The sequence below is a fragment of the Enterococcus hirae ATCC 9790 genome, assembly GCF_000271405.2.
In the GTDB taxonomy this organism is placed as follows: domain Bacteria; phylum Bacillota; class Bacilli; order Lactobacillales; family Enterococcaceae; genus Enterococcus_B; species Enterococcus_B hirae.
In genome coordinates, this window is record NC_018081.1 from 2,563,660 (window position 1) to 2,588,668 (window position 25,009).

General features: G+C 35.8%; 20 protein-coding genes. 6 read left to right on the plus strand and 14 right to left on the minus strand.

Annotated features, from left to right (window positions below; all coding sequences use genetic code 11):
- Positions 1–302 precede the first annotated feature (302 nt).
- Positions 303–590 carry a hypothetical protein gene (locus EHR_RS12175; RefSeq protein WP_010737402.1) on the minus strand — a complete coding sequence of 96 codons (288 nt, stop codon included), beginning with the start codon at positions 588–590 and terminating at the stop codon, positions 303–305.
- A 127-nt stretch (positions 591–717) separates the two neighbouring features.
- On the opposite strand from EHR_RS12175, the gene EHR_RS12180 reads away from it, so the two are divergent.
- Entirely contained in the window at positions 718–1,383 is a 666-nt protein-coding gene (locus EHR_RS12180) for a YitT family protein (RefSeq protein ID WP_010737401.1), read from the plus strand.
- Positions 1,384–1,422: 39 nt separating this feature from the next.
- Here EHR_RS12180 and EHR_RS12185 read toward each other — a convergent pair whose 3' ends face one another.
- From EHR_RS12185 to EHR_RS12240, 12 genes are all read right to left on the minus strand, one after another.
- Entirely contained in the window at positions 1,423–2,475 is a 1,053-nt protein-coding gene (locus tag EHR_RS12185) for a zinc-binding alcohol dehydrogenase family protein (RefSeq protein ID WP_010737400.1), read from the minus strand.
- A 72-nt stretch (positions 2,476–2,547) separates the two neighbouring features.
- Complete coding sequence (locus EHR_RS12190) at positions 2,548–3,282, minus strand: hypothetical protein (protein ID WP_010737399.1); 735 nt, start codon at positions 3,280–3,282, stop codon at positions 2,548–2,550.
- Between the two features lie 98 nt (positions 3,283–3,380).
- On the minus strand, positions 3,381–4,328 hold the full coding sequence (locus EHR_RS12195) for a LacI family DNA-binding transcriptional regulator (protein ID WP_010737398.1): 948 nt from the start codon (positions 4,326–4,328) through the stop codon (positions 3,381–3,383).
- Positions 4,329–4,849: 521 nt separating this feature from the next.
- On the minus strand, positions 4,850–5,614 hold the full coding sequence (locus tag EHR_RS12200) for an alpha/beta fold hydrolase (RefSeq protein WP_010737397.1): 765 nt from the start codon (positions 5,612–5,614) through the stop codon (positions 4,850–4,852).
- Positions 5,615–5,618: 4 nt separating this feature from the next.
- Positions 5,619–6,008 (minus strand): hypothetical protein, encoded by a 390-nt coding sequence (locus EHR_RS12205; protein ID WP_010719436.1) that lies wholly within the window; start codon positions 6,006–6,008, stop codon positions 5,619–5,621.
- A gap of 1,308 nt (positions 6,009–7,316) precedes the next feature.
- Positions 7,317–8,198 (minus strand): DUF1803 domain-containing protein, encoded by an 882-nt coding sequence (locus tag EHR_RS12210; RefSeq protein WP_010737396.1) that lies wholly within the window; start codon positions 8,196–8,198, stop codon positions 7,317–7,319.
- A gap of 228 nt (positions 8,199–8,426) precedes the next feature.
- Positions 8,427–9,353 carry a manganese-dependent inorganic pyrophosphatase gene (locus EHR_RS12215; protein ID WP_010719439.1) on the minus strand — a complete coding sequence of 309 codons (927 nt, stop codon included), beginning with the start codon at positions 9,351–9,353 and terminating at the stop codon, positions 8,427–8,429.
- A gap of 274 nt (positions 9,354–9,627) precedes the next feature.
- Positions 9,628–11,037 (minus strand): glycoside hydrolase family 1 protein, encoded by a 1,410-nt coding sequence (locus tag EHR_RS12220; RefSeq protein ID WP_010737395.1) that lies wholly within the window; start codon positions 11,035–11,037, stop codon positions 9,628–9,630.
- Positions 11,038–11,339: 302 nt separating this feature from the next.
- Positions 11,340–12,962 (minus strand): extracellular solute-binding protein, encoded by a 1,623-nt coding sequence (locus EHR_RS12225; RefSeq protein ID WP_010737394.1) that lies wholly within the window; start codon positions 12,960–12,962, stop codon positions 11,340–11,342.
- 32 nt (positions 12,963–12,994) lie between these two features.
- Positions 12,995–13,906 (minus strand): carbohydrate ABC transporter permease, encoded by a 912-nt coding sequence (locus EHR_RS12230; RefSeq protein ID WP_371196538.1) that lies wholly within the window; start codon positions 13,904–13,906, stop codon positions 12,995–12,997.
- Positions 13,907–13,916: 10 nt separating this feature from the next.
- Positions 13,917–14,870: an ABC transporter permease gene (locus tag EHR_RS12235; protein ID WP_010737392.1), complete on the minus strand. Its 954-nt coding sequence runs from the start codon at positions 14,868–14,870 to the stop codon at positions 13,917–13,919.
- Positions 14,871–14,903: 33 nt separating this feature from the next.
- The gene (locus tag EHR_RS12240) at positions 14,904–16,250 is read right to left on the minus strand and encodes an alpha-L-fucosidase (RefSeq protein WP_010737391.1); all 1,347 of its coding nucleotides are present in this window, start codon (positions 16,248–16,250) and stop codon (positions 14,904–14,906) included.
- Positions 16,251–16,506: 256 nt separating this feature from the next.
- Here EHR_RS12240 and EHR_RS12245 point away from each other — a divergent pair, with 256 nt between their 5' ends.
- The 4 genes from EHR_RS12245 to EHR_RS12260 all read left to right on the plus strand — a co-directional run bounded on the left by EHR_RS12245 (position 16,507) and on the right by EHR_RS12260 (position 21,258).
- Positions 16,507–17,151: a DUF624 domain-containing protein gene (locus EHR_RS12245; protein ID WP_010737390.1), complete on the plus strand. Its 645-nt coding sequence runs from the start codon at positions 16,507–16,509 to the stop codon at positions 17,149–17,151.
- A 422-nt stretch (positions 17,152–17,573) separates the two neighbouring features.
- Complete coding sequence (locus EHR_RS12250; protein WP_010737389.1) at positions 17,574–19,442, plus strand: beta-N-acetylhexosaminidase; 1,869 nt, start codon at positions 17,574–17,576, stop codon at positions 19,440–19,442.
- 15 nt (positions 19,443–19,457) lie between these two features.
- Entirely contained in the window at positions 19,458–19,943 is a 486-nt protein-coding gene (locus tag EHR_RS12255; protein WP_010737388.1) for a hypothetical protein, read from the plus strand.
- 10 nt (positions 19,944–19,953) lie between these two features.
- The gene (locus EHR_RS12260; protein WP_010737387.1) at positions 19,954–21,258 is read left to right on the plus strand and encodes an alpha-L-fucosidase; all 1,305 of its coding nucleotides are present in this window, start codon (positions 19,954–19,956) and stop codon (positions 21,256–21,258) included.
- Positions 21,259–21,534: 276 nt separating this feature from the next.
- Here EHR_RS12260 and EHR_RS12265 read toward each other — a convergent pair whose 3' ends face one another.
- On the minus strand, positions 21,535–23,769 hold the full coding sequence (locus tag EHR_RS12265; protein WP_010737386.1) for a helix-turn-helix domain-containing protein: 2,235 nt from the start codon (positions 23,767–23,769) through the stop codon (positions 21,535–21,537).
- A gap of 465 nt (positions 23,770–24,234) precedes the next feature.
- Between EHR_RS12265 and EHR_RS12270 the strand changes: the two genes are divergently transcribed.
- Positions 24,235–25,002, plus strand: coding sequence for a DeoR/GlpR family DNA-binding transcription regulator (locus EHR_RS12270; RefSeq protein ID WP_010737385.1), 768 nt, complete (start codon positions 24,235–24,237; stop codon positions 25,000–25,002).
- The last annotated feature ends 7 nt before the right edge of the window (positions 25,003–25,009 follow it).

Here is a 25,009-nt window from a genome sequence, read left to right on the forward strand (position 1 = left end):
AATAAAGTCCTTAATCAATAAATGGAAAGAAAATGGAAAGAAAGAAGAAATATATTTCTTCAAACTCTATGTATTTCTTTTATATAAAAAAAGACACATCTCACGAATTTGAACGAGAAATGTGTCTAATTTATTTGAATATAAAAAAACAGCCAGTAAAGCAGAAACCTCGTGGGGGAGATAATTTTTACTGGCTTGTTCATAAATTATTATACTGTAAGTTTTGTCCAAAGATAAAAAAAGTAATAAATGATCGTTTTAGAGTCATAAACGTTCAATTTTTCTCGAAATTCCTATTTTTCTCAAATGACTAGCTGGTTTGCTCTTTCTTTCACTCCGTATAATGGGTAAAATTCTTGACCTTTTTGATACAAAATTTCTTTTTCACGATTTTTCATCAAGAAAATAAGCAACTCTTTCATCGGCAGATTGGGTTTATTTGGTTCAAATAAAAACACACATTGAGTCTCACCTTTTCTTCGAATGCTCGTCAAAGCCTGCAGATTATCATGAAGATCACAATAGATGCCTTTATATTCTCTTTTCGTTGGAGAAGTTGTGATGAGTGTTAATAGATCAGCTGCTCGCATAGTTACTCCTTTCCTTGAACATCCTTTAAATGTTGAAAAAAATTTTCAAATTATCTATTGAAGATTCTTAACTAATAAGTATAATAAAGAAGTTGCTGAAAATTTTCAAAAGAAAAGAGGTTTGAGAATGAAAAAAATAAATCTATTAATTGATCTGGTTGGTATCAGTTTTGGCGCTGCACTTTATGGTTTAGCTGTGACCGGGATCAATATTCCTGCTAAATTAGCAGATGGTGGTGTAACAGGAATTGCCCTTTTACTTAATAATTTATTCGGTTTTGCTCCTTCCATTACATCACTTATTATCAATTTACCATTGCTATTGGTTTCATTATTCATTTTTGGTAAGCAGTCTTTTCTGCGAACGATTGTCGGAACCTTTGCCTTAGTGTTCTTTTTACATTTGTGGGAAGGTTTAAACGTCCATTTTGCTGTCCACAGTCTTTTACTCAATAGCCTGATGACTGGTGTATTATCTGGTATCGGTTGTGGTCTGGTCTTTCGCTTTGGTGGAAGCACTGGCGGAACAGACATTATTTACCAAGCCTTTGAAAAATATTTCCATATCAAGATCGGTAAAAGTCTATTCTTGATTACATTTGGTATCTTGGTTGTTTCTTTATTATATCTGGATGTAACACATTTTGTTTATACCTTACTCAGTTGCTCCATCTTATCTTATACGTTAAACAAAGTGAAATATCTCGAAGTAAAAGGTTCTCTCAATCCTTTTTCTGCAAATCGTTCAAAAGAACCTTTTGATACTCTTGATTCTGCAGAACAATTTGAATAACATTCTTAAATGATTGGTTAGCGACTGAAAAGTATATTTCTACTTTTCAGTCGCTATTTCGTTACTAGCAAAACCTCCAGTAATCACTACTTTACCATGTACTTTTCCAGTCTCTACTTCTTTCGTTGCCTGCTTTAAAGTCTCTTTGCTGATGCCTTCTCTGTATACTTTTCCTAAAGTAGTATGGATTTTTTCTTCTTCTACCAATGCTGTCAAATGTTTTAATATTTCCCCTTGTGTCTCGATTAGTTGACCATAATCCGTTTTAGTAAACATATACTCCCATTCAAATGAAACAGATAAATTTTTAAAACTTGCAATATCGATTGGTCCATCAAGTCCTACGATCATCCCAATTTTCCCCATAGGTTGAATCATTTCTGCCAGCTCAGTTAGATAGGGACGGATATCATGTAAAACCGCTACGACATCGACGGTGCTTATCCCAACCTTTTCTAGTTGAGGCTTTAACTCTTGATGGTAATCAATTGGATGATCGACCCCATTTTCTTTTAACCATTGAAAGTTTTTGGGGCTGGCTGTCGCAACCACCTCTAACCCACTCCATTTTGCTAATTGTGTGAGAATCGAACCGACACCTCCAGCACCGTTGATGACCAATATTTTTTTACCTTTATTCGCTGATTCTTTAGGAATCAATTGAAATTTCTCAAATAAGAGTTCATAGGCGGTGATCGCAGTTAAAGGTAATGCTGCACTAGCTTCGTCCGTGAGATTTTCTGGTGCTTTTGCCACAATTCGTTCATCTACCAACTGATGTTCTTGGTTACTACCTGGTTGTTTTGCTGAACCAGCATAATAAATACGGTCTCCTATCTCAAAGTTTTCAGATTGGGGACCTTTTGCAACTATTCTCCCTACCGCATCAAATCCCAAAACAGTAAAAGACTCTTGTTTTGGCGTCTGCATTCTAAATTTTACATCCACTGGATTCACTGAAACCGCTGAAATCTCCACCAATAACTCCCTTTTTTTAGGAACCGGAGTTTCTGCCAACTTTTCTAAAAAACTATTTTTGTCAGTCAATGGTAATCCCTCATAAAACCCTATTTGCTTCATTTGTTTTTTCATAGAAACCTTTCCTTCTTTCTTTATACAAAAAGACCTGGATCAATCCACGAAAGGAGTTATCCAGGCTTTCCATTATTTAAAATAGCTATTTTCTCCCAAAGAATTCCCTTGTTCTTCTATCAATCCTTTTAATGATCTTTCTAAAACACCATGATTTTTATCTTTTCTTTTTGATGTCGCACTGAGTGGTTCTTTCTCAGCTTTGTTAAAAGGTTGTACAGAAGGAGAGCCGGCTTTTTTTGTTTGGTAAGGTACCGGTTCATTATCAAATAACAAATATGAATCTTTCATTTTTTTCATTGAATCAACTAGTTCTGCGTCAGAAATACTAGATACTTTTGGATCAGGAATAATTGATGCTGGCACATACTTAGGTACAAAGTAAGAACGCCCACGACCATTTTTTTGTTGGTTCGATGTATAGGCTTTGGTACTTGTGTGCTGCTCTTGACTCTTCTGACTATTCATTGAATCAGCCGCTTTTCTCGTCCGCTGATTAGTCAATGGGCGATTACTTGCTTGATGCGTATGATAATCAGGAAGCTGTTCTTTGTGTCTGACTAAATTTTCTTTTGGAATTGTTGATTTTTTTGAATTGCTCAAATTTCGACGTTTGCGTTGTTCTCTAGCATCGCCTTGAGCAAAGTGAAATTCTTGCATTTGCTCAAACATTGGTTGATTATTGTTTTCGGTTAATAGATCATCCTGTCCATCAAATAAAACACGCCTTTGGTTTTTTGCTAGTTTGACGCCAATTTCGTCATCATAGGCAGGAAAACGAAAATGTTTCCGTCTAATTTCATTCATTTTAAACCATCCTTCTCATAAATGGAACTTTTCTCAATCATAGCATAATTTTTTCATTTTCCATAGTAACCATAACTAAATTTAACCTCTTTCGACAGTCATCTGGTCGTTTCTCGAATGACCAATTCAGGGAAAAATCGACGATATCCTTGACTTTCTCCTTTTTCGGTAATTTTTTTTAACAACATTTCACCACAAACTTCACCCATTCGTACGATATCTTGTTTTACCGTAGTTAATTTGGGTGAACTGATTTGGTCTAAAAATACACCATCAAAGCCAATGACTCCAAAATCTTCAGGAATTTTTCCCTTTTCTTTAGCAATACCTCTTACAATCCCTAAAGCTAGTCGGTCAGAGCTGCAAATAAAACAAGTCTTTGGTTTAATAGTTGACCAATGATCGGCAAGATATTTCTCTGCCATTGTCGAATGATTTGGGAAACGTAATATTTGCGGCTTCATGTTGGCTGTTTCCATAACTGAAAGGTAGCCTGCTTCTCTTGATAACTCAAATGGCTCATCCTCGTCAATCCCAATATAAATAATGGTCTCGTAACCGCATTCCATAGCATATTGTGAAGCCTTTGCTGTGCCATAATGATTATCGCTATCTACATAATCATAGCCAAAACGATTTTCACCAAAAAGGACGACTGGTTTTTCCAATCGGTCGATCCAGTCAAAATCTTTTTCTCTCACCCCTGTAATGATGTAGCCGTCGCAAGACCCTACGTCAAATGCATCATTGGTTACCAACTGCAAAGAATAGTGCGCTTTTCCAATACATTTTGCAATTCCCATCAATAAATTCATATAATACGGTTCTGTTGTATCAATCTCTTCAAGGATGGAAAGTTTGATGATTTGTGACCGATTAGAAACGAGTGCTTTTGCTGCAATATTGGGGCGATAATCTAATTCTGCCATCGCAGAAAAAACTAATTCTTTTAACTCATCCGTTACTTGTTCCGGGTGATTGATGACACGAGACACCGTCATTTTGGATACATTTGCTTTTTTAGCAACATCAGCTAATGTTGGCATAGATTGCTCCTTTCACAATAGAAAACTTTTTTCTGTTTTCTATTATTATAGCAAACTTGAAAGCGATAAAATGTAGAAATATCGTAAAAATCATCTGCACGCCAGCATCTTTTTAATAAAAGTTCACTAGAATCGAAAGCCAGTTACTCCATCTTATTAGAAAAATGTACGTTATCTCCATCTATTTTCTAGTTTCAGATATGAACTAGAAAAATAGCAAAGAATGAGACTAAGCCAAAAATAGCCTCCTCTTCTAGTATCTCTAAAACGAATAAACGGTGTTTAAGGAGCAACAACTTCAAAAAATTTGCCGAAATTGACTAAAAATTTGAGAAACACCTAGTAAGTATCCATCAATAACAAAAACCAGTGTTTGTGTTTCTTGTCAATTTTTGGATATTCTTTCGTATTTCTTGATGCTAAACGATTTTTTCTCAACCTCAACTTTGCTTATTTCATAGCATTGTTTACTTCTTTATCTATTTAATTTGTTATAAAAAATCAGAATACACCTGTCTTTTCTATTCTTTGGATTCATTCATCATTTGCACCAAAAATTTGGTTGCTGTATCCATCAATGGGATTTTTACCATATGCTTTTCGGTTTGCGAATAATCAAAAACAATTCCTTGACCATAACGTTCTTTTTGATTATTTTTCACAAAATCATTGGTTTGTTGAAAGGGAATTTTCTCGTCTTTTTCACCGTGCCAAAAATATAAAGGTCGCCCAGCTAGTTTTTCTGGCTGCAAAGATAAATCATATTTTTCGACCCAAGAAATTAAATCAAAATAATCGTTCGGCAGTATGTATTGGTACTGATGAGCTCTTTTGTAAATTTCTTTAGCATACTGTTCAGGCGCAGGGGAACCCATCAGACAAATACCACCAACCAAATGCGGATGTTTTGTTAACAACGCACAAGTCGTCATCCCCCCCATTGAAACGCCACCTACAGCTACTTTTTCATGAAGAACATCTCGTTTTTCTAAGTGCTTCAATAAAGTCTCAAATTCAAATAAATTTCCATAAATACTATTCCAAAAGGTAAAGGAAGGAATAGCAGAAACTACTTGCTTTCTTTCACCATGGTTCATTGCATCTGGTAGTAAGACACGAAATCCTTGTTTAGCAAACTTTCTTCCTTGTGTCAAAACTAATTCTTTACTCGTTTGCCAACCATGATAATAAATAATTATCGGAATTTTTTCAGCTCTTAATTCGGTTAGGACAACTTCTAATAATGGAATATTATTTACTTTACGTTTTAATATAATTGGATTCACTTCTTTAGTCTCCGATCTTCATCAAAATAGTCGAACGAAATATTTCCCATCCACTAACCACAATTTGAAATAAACAAATCGTACCAAACAAAATCAAAAATAAGCTCATCGTTCTTGAAAAGAGCAATAATGCTAAAAGACCAGCTAGTCCTAATCCTAAGGTAAGCAGTGGATAAATTGTGAAATTAAAAAAACTAGCAAAGCTGCCAAAAATATTTCCGATAAAGATCACGGAAAATAAAAAAATACTTAAAAGCAAGCTATCGGTCAATGATATCTGAAAGATATTATTATTGGCTACGATGGGCTGCTGAAGTGAATATAAATCTAAATATCCACAAGAGGCAACACTGAGAACATGAGTGACTCCTATGGCTCGGTTTATTATTTTCATTCGTATCACCAACTCTCTTTATAATTCTATTATAATCGTTTTATCATCATTTAGAACAAAAAAGGCTTAAATTTTAATTTTTCTTTTTTCTAAATAATTGTTCACAATCAAAATGACCTAACAACCTATAAGTACCTCTTGTTTTTTTGTCATGCTCCTCATTTTGTCTGTCTAGTTCTGAAAAAATTTAATTCTTTTTTCAGGCATTTCATGTTCAAACTTCTCCTTTTTTAAAATAGAGAATAAATATACTTTTGGGAAAATCTACATCAAACTGATCTATTATTAACTCATAAGTAATAATCAATGTTTTCACTAAAATTCTTTGTGAATAAAAACATTTAAGTGAGGCACATCATTAGTAAAACCTTTAATTAAATTAGTTTGAAAACTTGTAATTGAAGTTAAAATGAAATTTACCATATAAAAAAAGCCTTTATTTTTATTTCCATTAAAAAGCATCGACATATACTCATCATTTTGTTATCATATATCTGATTAACACTATTTTTATCAGGAGAATATATGAAAACGAAACGACAGACAAGTACATTTTTGCACATAGGGACGCTTTTCGCCCTATTGACACTTTTTTTGTTCTTATGCTATTCCTATTTCAGATCTTCCGATATACCATGTAATGCCTTTGGCTGGTTATTGTTAGATCACCCCGGTTTAAGTCAGGTAGATGAGAGCCTCTTCTTGCTAATTCTTTCATCTTTGTGTGGTTTTATTTTTTCATTGGCTTTTCGAACATATGTGAAAAAACAAATCCCCAAAAAGATGGATGAAGCTGCTACAATTTTTGTTGCATCTAGGTTGCTCGCATTGCTGACCGTTTTATTCTATTCCTTTAACCAAAATTCATTGTTCTTTTTATACTGAATGGACTGGTTATCATTTTATCCATCTTTACTTACTTTATTTTTCACTAATATTCAAAAAGTTACGCTTGCCACTTTTAATGCAACTAATCCCACTATTCTGCTTTGTCTATAGTGTCTTTTCTTTTCTTGTATTAGCGTTAGCGCCAACTTTTGATCCAGCAAATATTCAAATCACTAGTAATTTTCTTGAATTACTCTTCATTTCGTGTTTAGGAATGATGATGTGGCAAATAAGAAAAACAGTTCAGGACAAGTAAGTCTAAGTGCCTTGAACTGTTTTTTATTTTTCGGATGATATTGCTAATAAAGAATCCTTTACAATAGACATAAATGATTGAACTTTACATAAAAAACATCAAAGCTAGTCATTTCTGATAACTTTGATGTCTGAGGATTATTAACAGTTGAGTCTAAAAATTTTTCAGTTGATTTTTTCTATATAAGAAAAATCTGCTAAATTTAGTTCCTTGATAAGACGATCATAGACTTTTCTAGCAATATAAGCATGCTCTTCCACGGTTCTTCCAGCAGCGATTTTGGGTAGTTGTCTTCTGCTGTTTGCCGTTTTAACCAACGGCAATGCTAATTGATAGTTGAGCTGATCATCAGTTTTCACAACTTTAACAGTATTCGACAAGATCAGTGAATCAAAGAAGATACTGGAACGACGATTCTTATATTTTTGAGCTTGGATACGCTCAATGATTACTTCAACTTGATCAAAATAATAAGTTTCGTTGACGTCACCGATCAGTTCTACAAGTTTTAAAAATTCTGATGGCACAGGTAATTGTTTCTTTTGTAAATAAAAATAATTGGCAAGAGAATAAGATAACTTGTTATGATAATTTAAAGAAACAAATCGATAATTCTCATTGCCAGCAACCTGTCTCGTCACAGGAATAAGATCTTCTAAGGTTGCATAAAAATAGGTTGAATTAGACACGAAACATTCTTGCCAACATTCATTTCCCATAACCAACTGTTTTTCCGTTTGCGACAAATGACTAATAGCTTGTAAAATCTGGGCTGCAGCTTCTTCAATTTCTTTTTGATAAGTTTCTTCCTCAAATATTGGAAAATTCAACTTATAACGACGATTTTCCCGCTTGATTAGATTTTCATCAATCAACTGATCAAGAAAAGCTTCAAATTTCGGTTGATCAAAATTTTTTTTCAACTCTCTCAAAATAATGTCTTCTTCTTGATGATGATGCAAATACTCAATCAAAGTTGGAAAAACAGCATTGTTTACTAGTTTGCTAAGCAACTGCTGGTGATTTTGTGAATAAAAATAGTTCATTTTTTCCCCTTCTCGTTTTCCCTAGCTCAATTGGAAATAGGCCGAAGAATCCCAAAAATACGAGCAACTATTTTCGGATTCTTCGGCTTATTTTTTAAAGCTGGATCACTTCTGTTCCAACCTCATTTTGATCGAACAAGCTAGGCTGGCATTGTGAGCCTGGAACAAATAGCTGTCAGGCTCTTTAATAACTATCGAATAAAAGGTGTTAGCAACCCCTTAGCTAGCTTAGTTAAAAACTGCTGTTAGCTGAGGAACGACTTGTTTCTTACGAGAAACAACTCCTTTTAATAAGGCACGATTGTTCGTTAATTTAACTTGGAAAGCTTCTTCGACTTTATCTAATCCTTGACCTGCCACTAATAATTCCGAATCGCTATCTAGGATATTCGTTACCACTAGGACAAAGAGGTCATATCCATTTTTAGCCATTTCTTCAGTCATCGCTTCTTCCAGTTCCGTTTGACGAGCCATTACTTCGCTTAAATCGACTGTATTCACTTGTGCAATACGAACATTAGCTTCTCCCATTGGGAAGCTTTTGGCATCAAGATCAAGTAAGGTTGCAGCTGATTTATCGCTAAGATTTGTACCGGCCTTTAACATATCTAACCCATAGCTTGTCAAATCAACGCCTGCAATTGTTGCAAGTTCTTTTGCAGCTGCCTCATCTTCTGATGTGCATGTTGGTGATTTGAATAGCAATGTATCAGATAAAATTGCAGAAAGCATAATGCCAGCAATCTCTTTAGGAAGTTCTACTTGGTTTTCTTTATATAACTTCAAAATGATTGTACTTGTACAACCTACTGGTTCAGCTCGGTAATAAAGTGGATTTGCTGTTTCAAAATTTGCAATCCGATGATGATCAACGACCGCTAAAATTTCTACTTCTGCAATATCAGAAATACTTTGTTGAAATTCATTATGGTCCACTAGCATCACTTGTGTTGCTTCTTCTTTTGCTGATTGAACGACACGTGGGGCAGATAACTTAAAGTAATCTAATGCATATTGTGTTTCTTCGTTAGGTGTACCTAAAGCTACAGCTTCAGTTTCTTTTCCTAGTTGATTTTGCAAGTGCGAAAAGGCGATTGCCGCTCCAATTGCATCTGTATCTGGATTTTGGTGACCAAAAACTAAAATTTTTGACATTTGTCTCGCTCCTTTATGGTTTCTCCTACTTAATAATAGCAAAAAAACCGAAAGAAGCAATACTGACGCTATAATTTCTAGAATGGAAGATATTCCGATCCACCTTACTTTTATATCAAACAATCGTAAACAAAATTTTTGATAGCGCGAAGTACCATGGAACAGTCATTTAAAAAGTTGGCCATGCCATTACTTATTTCATTGCAGAACTCTTCGCACTGAAAGAAAAAGTTGGAAAAAGTAAATCATTTATCGTTTTTTTCTTTACTAGCCTTTAATGACTACTTGAGTTTTGAGCAAACGGTTCAACTAAGCGGTTTTCAGCGATTACCTGTGCCATCCATAAACTTGATTGTTTCGGTAACCGTTTATAGCCATTGTCCAGATCGACACGATAAAAACCATATCTATTTTTATAGGCATTCAACCAACTCCAACAGTCAGCAAATGTCCACATATGATACCCAAAGCAAGGAGAACCTTCTGAAATTGCCTGCTGCAGTTGCGTCAAATGTTCAAATAAAAAATCAATTCGGTAGTTGTCGTCAATCATATTCTCTTTATTGTTGAACCGTTCTTCTTGCGACACACCTATCCCGTTTTCTGAAATATACCAAGGGATATTGCTATAACTGTTTTTTAACCGCATCGCAATATCATAGATTCCCCGCGGATAGATCTCCCAGCCACGATGTGGGTTAATTCGTTTCTCCGGCCAATCATAACCTCGGAATAAATCTCTTAGTCCTGTGATTGGTCGTTTCTTTTCTTGAGGTGCTTGAACACGTAATGGCTGGTAATAATTACAACCAATAAAGTCTACTGTATTCTCCGCAAAAATTTCTTTATCACCTGTTTCTGTTTTAGGAAGCAAATCACTTTCTCGTAATACCTCTACCAGCTCTTCTGGAAAAGTACCTCGTACCGCACAGTCCAGAAAGCTGCGAATATAAAACAGGTCTGCCCACTTTGCAGCAGCCACGTCTTCAGCTTCTTCGCTTTTAGAGTAAACGGGTGCTAAATTGAGAATGATAGAAATTTGTCCGTCATTAAAAGAAGAGCGCCGGTACTCCTTTACAGCTTTCGCATGCGCTAGTAGTGTGTGATAGGCAACTTGTATAGCTCGTTTAAAATCATGCACCTTGGGCCAATGTGCATCTCCCATATACCCACATTCGATGTGTACAAGAGACTCATTGAACGTCGCCCATTTTTTTACTAAATCGCCAAAAGCTTCAAACGCAGTCTTTGCGTAAAATGCAAAATGATCAACTGACTCACGAACTTCCCAGCCACCTTTTTCCATCAGCCACCAAGGCATATCAAAATGGAACAAATTGATGATCGGCTCAATGCCATTATCCAGCATTTCCTGAAAATAGGCTCGGTAAAAATCAACAGCTTGCGGATTTAATGTCTTGCCATCCGGTAAAAGACGCGTCCAAGCAATCGATGTCCGATAGGAATTTAAATTCATTGCCTTCATACAGGCAACATCTTCTTTGTATTGATAATACGTATTAGAGGTATTTTCTGGTCCTGTTCCGTTATAAAACAATTCTGGTTCTATTTCAAACCACTTATCCCAAGTTGATGGGCTCTTGCCATCAACCAAAGCAGCTCCTTCTGTCTGAGGGGCAGAAGCCGCTGCTCCCCACAGAAAGTTTTGTGGAAATGTATCCATTTAAAATTTCCTTCCTTTTCTATCGTTTTATCCACTGATTCCCTTCAGTCAGTGAACCCAATGATCATCGTTTATGTTGGTTCATTCTTTTTCTCATTTATATTTACCATGATTTGGCAAAATTATTTAGTCAGTGTGATACTCGTTCTCTTTGATCTTTATCATGAAACCATTTGTTTGACCATCATCGCTATGCTAGTTGCTAATGATCTCATTTTGGTTTCTCCAAACTCTTGATATTTTGTTCAAACAAAGCTGGACGCTAGGAACATCCCAAACGTCCACTTTGATGTTAAAGATGATTATTCGGTTTTAGCCCAACGATCATATGCATTTTGATAAGTGCTGACAAAGTCATTTAATCCCATTGATTTTAATGTACTGACATATTCATCCCATTTAGCCAAACTTTCCACACCTGTAATAAATTTAGCTTCCATTTGCTCTACATAAGTCCGAATGTCCGTCGCGTTGATCGCAATTTGATCTGCTTCATCTTTCGTCATATAAACAATTGGGAAAGGTACCTCGGTATTGGGCATGATTTTCTCATTGATTTCTTTCATGCGAAATTCCGTCCATACACTAGGATCAGGATCGTTGACATTAGCTAAAACACTTTGGGCATAATCGTCTTCTAATCCCGGTACGACTAAGCCATAATCCATTGCAATTTTCCCACGGTCTTCTTCCATCTTTTGTTTATTTTCACCTGTATATACCCGAACTTTTTCTCCAGAATCGTTTGTTTCATATTTCCAAAATGCCCCTTCTGGACCTTTTGTCATTAAATCTTGGCCTTCTTCTGTGTAAAGATAGTCCGCCCATCGCATTGCTGCCTCTGGACTTTTACATTTATTGGTAATCGCAAACGTTCCAGTTGTTACACGAGGATGACCCGGTGCTAAAGGTGTATTTTGAATACTTGAAGTAACTGGTGAAAACATTGGATCTGATAAAGAATCCTCAGGCATTTTACCAGTAGCCATGTATGAAGCATACGCGCCAAATAAACCGACTTTATCTGTTTGTGTGTTTCCTTGATACTTTTCTTCTGACTGCGAGAAGACTTCTGGGTCCAGCAATCCTTCAGAATAAAGTTTATTCATATACGTTAAATATTCCTTATAGTTAGCCGATGCAGCAGCATAACGCACTTTTCCGTTAACTTCTTCGATTCCTAGAGATTTCATACCAAAAGCAGGTAGCAACCACGTACGAATAATGGCCAACTTGTTGCCGTCTGATAACGGAATCTCATCTTGTTTGCCATTACCGTTGGGGTCTTCTTCTTTGAATCGCTTCAACAATTTATATAACTCATCCGTGTTTTTTGGCAATTCGGTTACCCCTAATTTTTCTAGCCACTCGCCGTTATACCATAAAGGTGAGATATAAAGAGGGCTAGAGGTATCTTCTGGATATAATCGTGGTAAAGAATAAATGTGACCATCTGGTGCAGTAATTGATTTTTTGAACTCTGGGTTCTCATCAAGGATTTTCTTTAAATTTGGCTCATAGTCATCAATCAAATCCTCCAAGGCAATTAAAATTCCTTGTGATCCATAATCTGATTGTTTGGCATTTGAAAGACCACTTCCTGCACCAAAAATAACATCAGGTAACTCACCAGAAGCAAAAGCCAAATTCAATTTCGCTTCAAAATCTGTACTTGGCGGAGTAATATAATCAAAATTGATTCCAGTTAATTCCGCTAACGCTTTAGCCGAAGCTAACTCATCCCATTCTGCTTCTCCACCAGGAGCCATCATCGTCATGTTGATTTTTTCTTTGACGATTGGCATTCCGGTTTTTTCAACGGCAATAGTTTCTTCTTTTCCAGCAGTATTTCCCTTGTTCCCACAAGCACCCAAAAGAGTTGTTGTCAACACTAATGATGCAATTACTAAATAACATTTTTTCATTCATTCCACTCACTCTCTTATTTATTTTTTAGTTAGCCTTTCAAAGAACCAACCATGACACCTTTAACAAAGTACTTTTGTAAAAACGGATAGATCATAATGATTGGTAATGTCGAAACGATCATTACTCCATATTTAATGACTTGTGCAAGCTGTTGTTTACTATAAGCTACTTCTGCTACCGCTGCTGTCATCTCTGTTGTTCCTTTTGTTAAATCTTGATTCACTAAAATCTCTCGCAGGATTAATTGAAGCGAATACATTGATTTGTTTGTTAAATAGATTAACGCACTAAAATAACTATTCCAATGGGCCACTCCGCAAAATAGTCCCATTACTGCAATAATTGGCATTGATAAAGGTAAAACAATCTTCATAAATATCTGAAAGTCAGAACATCCATCAATCAATGCCGCTTCCTCCATTTCTCTAGGAATGGTGGATTGAAAGAAAGTACGTGTAATTGCAATATTATAAACTGAAACGGCCCCTGGAATAACTAACGCCCAAATCGAATCATTCATCCCTAGATTTTTAATCAATAAATAAGTAGGTACCAAACCGCCACTGATAAACATAGGAACCATCAAAAACTTCATAAATAGATTTTTCCCATAAAATTCTGCTCTTCCTAGAGCATATGCACAAGGAAGTGTACATAATAAATTGATAAATGTTCCTAGTAATGTGTAATAAATCGTGTTCCGGTAACCTTGCCAGATACTTTTATACGTAAAAATCGTTTTGTAACCATCCCAAGTGATCTTTTTTGGCAATAACCACATTTCTCCAGAATTGACGGAGGTCGGACTAGATATAGATGCGCTTATAACATAAATCAATGGATAAATAACCAACAAAAGGGCAATGGCAATAAACAAGTAGATGAGAAACATGAAAAATTTGTCACCTTTCGATGATCGGATCGCTTTTGAATACATTATTTTCCCTCCATTACCATAAACTTGTTTCGCTGACTTTACGCGAAATTTTATTTACTGTGATCAATAAAAATGCGTTGATTGCTGCATTGAACAGTCCGACAGCTGATGCATAGCTGTACTGTGCATCAAGCAACCCTTGTTTGTAAACAAACGTGGCAATCACATTTGAAGAATCCATATTCAACGCATTTTGCATCAACAGGATTTTTTCATAACCTAATGACATCAAACTCCCCACATTCATGATCAGTAAAATAACAATAGTAGGAATGATAGTCGGTAGGTTGATATACCAGATTCTTTGCCATCTCGTTGCACCATCAACAGTTGCAGCTTCATGAAGCTGTGTATCAACACCAGATAATGCAGCTAAATAAATCACTGAACCCCATCCTGTTCCTTGCCAAACCCCAGATAATACGTAGATCGTTTTAAACCAACGAGGATCTGTCATGAAACTAATTCGCTCAAAACCTAGAAAAACCAATAGATGGTTAATAATACCGGTGGAAGGCGTCAAAAAAGCAATTAACATACCGCATACGACAACGACTGAAATAAAATTAGGTGCATAAGTCACTGTCTGCGTAAACTTTTTAAATTTTCCATCTTTCAACTCATTTAGTGCTAATGCTAAAATAATCGGTAGCGGAAATCCTACGACCAAAGAATATATACTGATACCTAACGTGTTTTTAATTAGATCCCAGAAATAGTAGGAATCAAAAAAACGTTGGAAATGCTTAAATCCTACCCAAGGACTTCCAAAAATTCCTAATGATGGGATATAATCCTTGAATGCTATAATCACGCCGTACATGGGACCGTAAGAAAAAACAGCAACCACCACCAATGCTGGAATGACAAAAGCATACAGCTGTCGGCTTTTATATAATTTTTTTTTGATCTCTGACCATTTTGTTTTCTCTTTCTCTTTATTGACATCAAGTAATGCATCAGCCATTTTTTAACCTCCTTTTATGAAGTTCACTCATCTCTATCCTTGTGGCTTTTTTAAAATTTCAAGACCAATCAGCCCAATTGCTGGTTTCTCTAATTCACTGCTGAGGATATATATTTGATCTTCTTCCGTATATACTTCTAATTCTTTTTTTGTAGATAAATCTTTAATCACATGATGTTTATCGGCCTCAATGTCAGCTAAAAATATTTTTTCTTGTGTAAAGCGAATACTTTGAAAGGCATAATGTATGGTTTGATCTTTGCTGTATGTCAATTTCCACTGATTTTGCCATTCTTTAGGTTGTGAGCGAGTTTCATAGATTCCTTCTCCATAGATATTTAGCCAATTCCCAATTTCCTGTAAGATTTTGGTTTCTTCATCAGTAAAGGTACCATCTGGTTTTGGCCCAACTCCTAAGATCAAATTCCCACCTTTGCTGACCACATCGACAAAAGTTTCCAATAGTTCTTGGGAACTCTTAAAGCGATCATTTGGTACATAGCCCCAATCATCACCAATCGGGATATTACTTTCCCAAACTTTCTTGGGAATTTCAGCTAGTTCTGGCACCTTTCGTTCAGGGGTCACATAGTTCTCATGTCTGCCCCCCATCATACGATCCACAATAATTAATTCCGGTTGCTTCTCACGAGCGATTTCTGCTAATCGATCCATTTCCAGGTCTTCTTTTTTCTGTCCACACCAACCAGCATCTAACCATAAAAGATCCACATGACCATAGTTATGCGTGATTTCTTTAATCTGATTATGAACAAAACTTACGTAACGTTGCCAAATTTCTGGGTAACGTTCCGTATCATAGCTCGCATGACGCCCCTTGATCGTATCGTCATCTAACCAATAAAACGACGAATACCAATTGGCTTTTGAATAGTAGGCTCCTGTTGCTATTTCTTCTTTACGAAAAGCCTCAAAAACTTCTTTTAAAATATCTCTTTTAAACGGGCTTTGTTTACCGCCAACCTTATATTCTGTTTCAAGAGTATTGTACATATTAAACCCATCGTGATGTTTCGTTGTAAAAATACAATACTTAAAGCCTGCTTCTTTACATATACTTGCCCATTTCTTTGCCTGTAATTTTTCTGGGTTAAACTCTTTAATCAAATTCCAGTAGTCTAGTTGCAGTTGTTTAAAATCTTTCCGAAACTCACGCCCTTCTCTTGCCCAAAGGTCTTTTTCAGAAAGTTGCCAAGATTCTACGATTCCTGCTTGAGCATAAAGTCCGTAGTGAAAAATCACGCCAAGTTTTAAATCTTGAAACCATTCTAATCGTTCTTTTAGCATTTCTGTTTCTGGATAAGTCCTATGATCTAATTCAACCTCTTTAGGTACCTCGATATCTCCGCGTATCGCCATTTATGAAACCCCTTTCATGTTTGTGCTTTAAATTTACAAAAAAAGCAAGGCAACAGCAATATGTAAAAAGCATAAGCTATGTAAAAACAGCATAAAGCGTAACTTATTTAGAGGATATCTATATCTTATCTCTTAGTCGGAAAGTAACTATGTAAAAGTAGAAAAAGCTATGTAATAATCGCATACTGATAGAAAACATAAATAAACCTAACTATAATAAAAAGAGCTGTATGACTAATACAAGGAGGTTTTAGCTATGAATCAACATAAACGATCACCACATTCTATTTTTGATTTCACCTATTCTTTAGGAAAATTCTTGCTTTTTCTCATCAAGCTCCAAGTATTTTGGTTTTTATCGGTATTAAAAGGTTGTATTCTACTAGGAACTTTTCCCGCAAGTGTTACCGTTCTCAAATTTTTCTATCATTTATTTGAAGAAAAACAAATTCCGCAAGTCTTATATTCAGATTTTCAAACAAGCTTCAATAATCTGTTTATTTCAACAAATCAACTAGGCTATGCTGCTGGCATGTTACTAGGATTTCTATGGATGGATCTGAGAATTGCAGCTGTGTATTTACAAAACCCTTTCATTCATATGGGGATCTTATTATTATTTATCGCAACTGTCATAGTCATTCTTTATTTATTCCCAGTATTTTTACGTTATGATTTGTCATTCACACAATATTTCAAACAAGCATTATTTCTATCTTTGTGTAGCTTGATTGAAACCGTAGCGATTATTCTGGGGATCTTTGTCGTGACGGCTGTCTCTACCTTTTTCCCAATTTTGACAATCGTGGCTTTTGTGCCTTTATTCTGTTTGCCATTAAGTTGGTTCTCTTTGCAATCAATGATTAAAATTGAAGAAAAAAATCGTACGTTAACGCAATAACAAAAAACAAACCTTAAATCAAACAAACAGCTAAAAGCTGTAACAGAACTGCGAGGAGATTTTACAAGGAAACCTCAATAATAGCTCTTTTTTTAACTTACAATCTACAATGCGATTCGTCAGCCCTTTAGGTAAAAGTCAAATGTCTGTTTCACTCCTTATTCATAATTGTCGCCATCAAAGGGAACCTTCTGCCAATCGTTGACTCAAGCCTTTTTTCAATTTTTGCTAAGGCTACTACCTGTTACTTATCCCTTTAGCTTTTTCTTTCATTTATTATTTTCCAGAAGCTGATTGGCTATGTATATTCATCAACTTTCACTATGTCAAATAAACAGATTATGTACTTTCAAGCTAGTTATTTTCTTTTTTTACAAGTGCTATATACTGAAAATGAAAACGATTACTTCAAGGAGGTTATTATGCAAGTTTCAATCGAACTTACAGATGTCATGCGTGATTTTTTTGAAATTGCGACAAACGAATTAGCGTTAACTATTTCAGATAATGGAAAACCACTCCAACTGATTCAGCGTAACGGTTCATTAAAAATTGAAAATAAAGAAAACGAAACGTTTATCTATTTTCAGGAAAAAGCCCATCTTTTTCGAGCGCTGTCACTCTGGTTAGATCGCTGTGAAGAAGAATTTGTTTATGAAGAGTTTCCGCAATTTGAAAAAATTGGGCCCATGGTAGATCTTTCTAGAAATGCTGTGATGACTGTTGATCAGCTGAAACACTTTTTTGTTCTTTGTAGCAAGATGGGATTAAATAGCTGCATGCTTTATATGGAAGATACGTATCAAATCCCTGATTATCCTTATTTTGGTTATTGTCGTGGTGCCTATTCTCTTGAGGAATTAAAGGCGTTGGATGCTTTTGCAGACACAATAGGAATCGAGCTGATTCCTTGTATTCAAACGCTGGCTCATTTAACTAATCCGCTAAAATGGGGATTTGCCAATGGCATGAGAGATACAAGTGATATTCTCCTTGTGGAAGAGGAAAAAACATATCAATTTTTAGATCGTGCAATTTCTGTGATCGCAGCCGCTTTTAAAACGTCAAAAATTCATATCGGGATGGACGAAGCTCATGATCTGGGACGTGGTCATTATTTAACCCAGCATGGTTTGATCGATCGCTTTGATATTATGGAAAAGCATCTGAAAAAAGTAATGGAAATCTGCAGGAACTATCAGTTACAGCCCATGATGTGGAGCGATATGTTTTTTAGAATCGGTTCAAAGTCAGGAGACTATTACGATAAAGACGTATATTTTCCAGAAGATTTGATTGCAAAGATTCCTGAAATTAGTATGGTTTATTGGGATTATTACCATCATTCAAAAGAAGAATACCAATTGCATTTTTCAAATCATAAAAAATTGCAACGACCGATCGTTTTTGCGGGCGGTATCTGGACGTGGAATGGTCTTGCACCAAATTATGGAAAATCGTTTGAAACGACCAGTGCTAGCCTTTCTGTCGCAAAAGAGGAAAAAATCAACGAAGTTTATGCTACTTTATGGGGCGATGATAGTGCTGAAACACCGATCATCGCAAGTTTGTTAGGATTACAACAATTCAGCGAGGAACAATTTGCTCCTGAAGTAAGCATGGAACTGATTAAAGAGCGTTTCCGTCTCTTCCACCATCTTGAGGCTGATGATTTTTTACTGCTAGATGCTTTTGATCAGACGAAAGGTGTAGCAAAAAATAACCCTGATGGATCAAATAGTAGTAAGTTGGCACTTTATCAAGATCTATTATACGGTCTTTACGATGTTGATCTGCAAAATTTAGAACTTCCTTCGCATTATAAGGACTTAAGTGAGAAACTATCTAGCATAACAGCTAATGAGGACACACAAACGATGTTTACTTTTTATCAGAAATTAGCACAAGTCCTTTTTGTAAAAACAAATTTGATCGGTCGCTCTTATCGAGCCTACCAATCAAAAAGGAATGACCAGTTACAACTAATCCTTCACGAACTGGAAGTTCTCACCAAAAAGATCAATGAGTTGCAACACCTCCATCGCCAGCTATGGTTTGAATGGAATAAACCCTTTGGCTATGAAATTATCGATCTTCGTTACGGTGCCTTAAAAAGTCGGATAGAAACAACCGTTTGGCGACTGAAGAAATTTTTAACAGGAGAAATCAAGCAATTGCCTGAGCTTGAGCAAACGCCTTTACCCTTCGATGCTCCTTTCAAAACAGCAAGCGGTGTCGGGCGAAACTTGTTCCATGGAATTTATAGTGCTAGTAAACTATCAGATATCTAAAGGCAGGGATAAAAAATGAAAAAGAGAACTCTTTTTTTGGTCATTCTGAGTATTTTTTTGTTGGTCACTGCTGCTTCTCAGCTTGTCAGAAACGTGCCTCGTGTCGAAGCAAAACAGACATCTACTAAAATCACTGGGAAAATCAATAATCAAAGAACTGCGAACATCTGCCATCAGATTTTACAACAAAATTTAAAGGCTGCAACGGATAAAAATCTGAACGACTATTTAGCAACACTAGTCAAAGATGCACATAAAGCGACCACAAAAGAAATGCAGCAATTTTTTAAAGACTATGATGTCAGTCATGAACTGCTTTCTTTCGAAGTAATCAAACAAGCACCTCAATCGATGTTAGTAGTGGCAGAACAAAAAACAGTGAATCATGGGAAGAAGGCATATCGAGATCATATCACAACGGCATATCACACCTTTATTTTTGAAGAGAATAAATGGAAAATCAAAGAAACAACAATGACAAATACACAATTTTTAAATTAGGAGTGTTCATATGAAAAAATTCAATAATTGGCCTACCGACTATCCTGATCCTAACTGGTTTATCCATGATCGTTTTGGTTTGTTTATCCATTTTGGCTTGTTCAGTGTGGGAGCTAGACACGAATGGTTTATGACCACAGAACAAGTCTCTTTAAAGGAATATTCAAAAAAATATTTTCAGCATTTTAACCCTGATTTGTTTGATGCAGATGCTTGGGCAAAAGAAGCCGCTCGCTGTGGGGTGAAATACATGGTATTCACGACAAAACATCATGAAGGCTTTGCCTTATGGGATACGAAACAAACTGATTACAAAATCACCAATACTGCTTTTGGACGAGATCTTCTGGCAGAGCTACTCCCGGCTTTTCGCAAAGTCGGGATCAAAATCGGGTTATACCACTCACTGATCGATTGGCGCCATGAACATTTCCCACTGGACGGACTGCATCCTGAAAGAGAGAACCAGAAACTGCGAGAAAAAAATTCCGAAAGAGATATCAAGATTTATCAACGCTATCTTCGCGAACAAGTCAAAGAACTACTGACAGAATATGGAAAAATCGATTATTTATGGTTCGATTTTTCTTACAGCCACCGCGATTGGGGTTGGTCAAAAGGAAAAGGGCACATTGATTGGGATAGCGAAGCACTAGAAAAGCTCTGCTTAGAACTGCAACCCCATCTCCTATTGAATGATCGGCTTGATTTAGGCCATGGCATCACTACTCCAGAACAGTTTCAACCTGATAAACCATTAGAGAAAAACGGCATGCCTGTTATCTGGGAAGCCTGTCAGACAATGTATGGCACTTGGGGGTATGACCGTGACAATATGGAATGGAAAAGTAGTGAGATGCTTTTGAAAATGCTGATTGATACCGTTTCAAAAAATGGGAATTTCTTGATGAATATTGGTCCTAATCCACGAGGAATGATTGATACGAAAACGTTGGAACGGCTTCATGCTATCGGGGATTGGATGACCCTTCACAAAGCATCTGTCATTGGCTGTTCATATAGCGCCTTTGAAGCTCCTGACGATTGCCGATATACACAAAATGGAAACAAGCTTTATCTGCATCTCTTTTCTTATCCTTACCGCAACCTTCATCTTAAAGGATTAGCAGGTAAAGTTGAGTTTATTCGTCTGCTCAATGATGGCTCGGAAATTTTTTATCGAGGATTTGATCCGGACGAAGTGATTACTTCTACAGAAGCAGTCATTGCTCCAGAAGATCTTGTCATCACCTTGCCAATCATCAAGCCTGATGTGCTGATCCCAGTAATTGAAATTACCTTGAAAGACGATTAAAGAACAAATATAAAGCAGATGATACTTCCTTCGTCGATTCACAAAAAATACTGGCATCGAAAGCTTGTAAAAACATACTTTTAGTGAGAAATATAGTAAAACATTTGAATAACTACCCAAGTTATATGCTGAAAAAGCAACAATTTGGGTAGTTATTTCAGTCTTTTACAATTATTTGCTTTTGTTTTTTTAGTTAGAAGCTCAAAACTGGAAATAAAATGACTTCTTCGTCCTGCTCCAGTTCGATGCCCCCCTTAGTTTACTCCTATTTATTGCTTATAAAGTTCCTTCTCTATTCATTGTTCGGTATTGACCTGGAGTCACACCAACGTTCGTCCTGAATTTTCTCGTATAGTTTGAAACATCATAATAACCATTCTTTTGAATAATCGTTTTTATTGGCAAATCAGTTTCTATTAAGTCTTGCTTGATTTTTTCTAGCCGCAATTCTTGCAGATATTTTGAAAAAGTAGTACCTGTTTCTTTTTTGATAAAACGGCTAAGGTATGAAACTGAAAGTTGAAATTCATCTGCCAACTTTTCCATAGATAATTGGGAAGAAGCATAGTTTTTGTGAAGATATTCGAACAATTCTTTTTTCAGCACAGACTCTTGATTTTGTGGCTTAACTTGCATAACCTCACAGATCATTTTTGCGAGCATTAATAGTTGTTGCTTCAATTCGAGTAAATTACTAAACTTGGCACTTTTTTCTGCTTTTTTCAAAATTGTTTTATTTTGCAAATTACTACTTACTTTAGCAACTGCATTTAATAGATAAAAACCATACATTTTTTGTCCACTATAAGAAAAATGTTCTTTAATCCCCCGCTCAATCAACGATTCTATCGTTTCCGCAGCGATCGTTAAGTCTCCTTGACGCAGACTTTGAATCAATTTCAGTTTTTCTCCATCTGGGTAATTAATGCTGGTTGAAGACTCTTCACCTGGAATTTCATTATAGAAAACAAAGTTATTTTCTACTGTTGAATAGTCTAATGCGGCCAAACCTTCAATATAAGAAGCATTGATCTTCGTAAGGTTTTCAGTACTATTTCCTACTCCTATCCTAAAAGTACCGTAACACGCTTTTTTTAGTTGCTGAATCATCTCTATTACAACTTTCTTGTGACTAGTTTTTTCATAGGTACTAAAGATATAGGCGGTCACTCCTGCAGATAGGATCTCTGTACCATATCCCGAAAAGTTCTTTCCACTTACTTTCAGCGGTAACTCATTAGCTGTGTCGTCAATGCTCTGGATAGGATAATCAACTACGACGACAAAATAGCAAGTACCGGTAAAATGTACTTGGACAGAGTTCAGTAGAACTAATGAATCTTCTGGAGACTTAAATTTCCCTCCTAAAATTTTTCTAAGGACCTGTTCTCTCGCATGGGGAGTCTGTCGTTTAATTTCTTTATGTAGCTCTTCATGTTCGTTCAAAAATTGCGCCAACGTTTCATAGACATTCCCGTTGGAAACAGCTACACCGATTTTATTTCGATAATATTGATCAATCAATTTTTCAATGTTGCGGATTGGCTGTGAAAAACGAGTACCTATAATCACTACAAGCACTAGACCAAACACAAATATCACAAAAAAAAGTTTTAAAAACTTTTGGTGGATGGTATTGATCTTTGTCAAAGCTTGTGATGGATCCATTACAGAAACAAATGACATATTCAAATCCCTGCTATTCAAAGACTGGACAAGATAGTTTCGATGGTTGTAGTAAAAATTATCCTGTTGCAAGATCATTTGAATTTGCTTCGGCTGATGCAAATGCGCCGTTAGTTTGTTATTACTGGTATCTGCTGCTAGAATACGATACGAGTCATCAATCAGATAGTTGGTACTGATACCATCACTATTGGAAAGATTCAACAGCTTATTCAAAATCGAAAGATTGATTGAATAGATTGCTGCGCCATAAAAATGCATTTCTGCATCTTTAATTGGAACAATGTAAAAAAGTTGTGTGGAATTAGGTTCTTTTTTCAGGGTTAGTCCAGTTGGAATATCGTTATCAAGATGTGAAAGCAGCTCTTTTTTATCAAGCGAATGATTATTGATTTTTCGTTGCAAAAAATTGTCCACTGACAAGCTACCGGTAGATGAAAACAATGTATTTGGTTTTTCTTTGTAGTAAAGATAAATTTCCTCAACAAAATCATTACTTAGCTTATATTGTTGCAAGCTAAGCTGTCCTTCACGAGCATAATAACTATGGGAAAGCCTTCCAGGTGAAAGATTAGTGTTATAAGGAATATGTTGAGTGATATTATCCAATTGCAAAAACTTATTTTCAGATGAGTACTTCAATTGGAGTAACTGATTTTTGGCTGTCAAAACAACTTGCTGATTAATGCTTTCTTTAGCCGTATGAAACCAAATTAACGATACCATAAAAAATGGCACTAGAAAGACAAAAAGATAAGATAAAATCGACTTAGAAAGCTGTCTGTGCTGTTTATTTTTCCCGTTAGTAGCAACTTCTCGTACCATATGTCCCTCCTTGATTCTTTAGCTAATCCTGTCGTGTTATCTAGGGCTTTAGTTATAAATAGCAACTTTTCATTTCTATAATTACTCCTCACAATTCCATCCGCACTGGTCAATGAATAGATATCTACAGGCTGCTGATCCCGATGAAAATACCTAAAAAAGCTGATCCATCAACTTCATAGAACCATTTTCATTATCCTGACACCCCAGCTTTTTGCCGCCACATTTTATTTACATATATCACAAATCTAATTTTTATCTGTTATTCTTCCATCGTTTCCTTTTATTCCAACGTATGTATGCCTCGATTATAAAGCGCTTTCTAAACAAAGGAAATCCTTGCTTAAAATTTTGATCATTGTTCAAAAATTAGCAAGATTTTTGTTCAACTCATTCATTTTTATTCAAAAGCATTTTATTCGCAAAAAGAAAGCGCTATAATAAAAGAAAAACTTGGAGAAAAAAATGGAGACTAGACGTACAAGCGATCTTTTAAGCTATTTGGTAAAAAAGAAACAAGCAACTTCCAAAGAACTTTGTACTCACCTTCACTGTAGTATAAGTACACTTCGCAGAGAATTACTTGAGCTAGAAAAACGAAAATTGATCCGCAGAACTTGGGGCGGAGCGATCTTGAACGAAACGACAAACATGGAATATACTTATCTTCAAAGAGAAGCCAGTAATATCCCGGAAAAAAAGATCATCAGTGAATTAGCACGAGATTTTATTGCACCAGGTATGTGTATTTTTTTAGATTCCAGCAGTACGGTTCTACACCTTATTCCACTACTTGTTAAGATACCTAACTTAATTATCATTACCAATGGTTTGCGTACAGCTTTAAAGTTAAGTGAATGTCAGAACGAATCTTTAAAAATTTATTTGACTGGCGGTGAAGTCAAACTTAATGCTAGTACAGTTATTTCAAATACACTTGATCCCATTACCAGTTCCTTTCGTTTCAATGCTGCCTTTTTATCTTGTCGCGGGCTCGACCATGAAGGGATTTATGAAGCAAACTTCAATCAAGCACAAATCAAAAAAGAAATGATGAATAAAGCACAAGAGATTGTTTTATTGGCTGACGAAACGAAATTTGACTCTACTCATTTTTTCAAGATAGGTGATTATTATGATTATGATGCGATTGTTACCAATAAAAAACCGCCTAAGATTTATCATAGAATCATTGAAAAAAATGACATTCACTTGGTGTATCCCACTGAATGAGAAATAT

Excerpts from the sequence above, each read along its gene's own strand:
- EHR_RS12175 (WP_010737402.1), bottom strand. The coding sequence starts at position 590 with ATGCGAGCAGCTGATCTATTAACACTCATCACAACTTCTCCAACGAAA.
- EHR_RS12180 (WP_010737401.1), top strand. The coding sequence starts at position 718 with ATGAAAAAAATAAATCTATTAATTGATCTGGTTGGTATCAGTTTTGGC.
- EHR_RS12185 (WP_010737400.1), bottom strand. The coding sequence starts at position 2,475 with ATGAAAAAACAAATGAAGCAAATAGGGTTTTATGAGGGATTACCATTG.
- EHR_RS12190 (WP_010737399.1), bottom strand. The coding sequence starts at position 3,282 with ATGAATGAAATTAGACGGAAACATTTTCGTTTTCCTGCCTATGATGAC.
- EHR_RS12195 (WP_010737398.1), bottom strand. The coding sequence starts at position 4,328 with ATGCCAACATTAGCTGATGTTGCTAAAAAAGCAAATGTATCCAAAATG.
- EHR_RS12205 (WP_010719436.1), bottom strand. The coding sequence starts at position 6,008 with ATGAAAATAATAAACCGAGCCATAGGAGTCACTCATGTTCTCAGTGTT.
- EHR_RS12210 (WP_010737396.1), bottom strand. The coding sequence starts at position 8,198 with ATGAACTATTTTTATTCACAAAATCACCAGCAGTTGCTTAGCAAACTA.
- EHR_RS12215 (WP_010719439.1), bottom strand. The coding sequence starts at position 9,353 with ATGTCAAAAATTTTAGTTTTTGGTCACCAAAATCCAGATACAGATGCA.
- EHR_RS12220 (WP_010737395.1), bottom strand. The coding sequence starts at position 11,037 with ATGGATACATTTCCACAAAACTTTCTGTGGGGAGCAGCGGCTTCTGCC.
- EHR_RS12225 (WP_010737394.1), bottom strand. The coding sequence starts at position 12,962 with ATGAAAAAATGTTATTTAGTAATTGCATCATTAGTGTTGACAACAACT.
- EHR_RS12235 (WP_010737392.1), bottom strand. The coding sequence starts at position 14,870 with ATGGCTGATGCATTACTTGATGTCAATAAAGAGAAAGAGAAAACAAAA.
- EHR_RS12240 (WP_010737391.1), bottom strand. The coding sequence starts at position 16,250 with ATGGCGATACGCGGAGATATCGAGGTACCTAAAGAGGTTGAATTAGAT.
- EHR_RS12245 (WP_010737390.1), top strand. The coding sequence starts at position 16,507 with ATGAATCAACATAAACGATCACCACATTCTATTTTTGATTTCACCTAT.
- EHR_RS12250 (WP_010737389.1), top strand. The coding sequence starts at position 17,574 with ATGCAAGTTTCAATCGAACTTACAGATGTCATGCGTGATTTTTTTGAA.
- EHR_RS12255 (WP_010737388.1), top strand. The coding sequence starts at position 19,458 with ATGAAAAAGAGAACTCTTTTTTTGGTCATTCTGAGTATTTTTTTGTTG.
- EHR_RS12260 (WP_010737387.1), top strand. The coding sequence starts at position 19,954 with ATGAAAAAATTCAATAATTGGCCTACCGACTATCCTGATCCTAACTGG.
- EHR_RS12265 (WP_010737386.1), bottom strand. The coding sequence starts at position 23,769 with ATGGTACGAGAAGTTGCTACTAACGGGAAAAATAAACAGCACAGACAG.
- EHR_RS12270 (WP_010737385.1), top strand. The coding sequence starts at position 24,235 with ATGGAGACTAGACGTACAAGCGATCTTTTAAGCTATTTGGTAAAAAAG.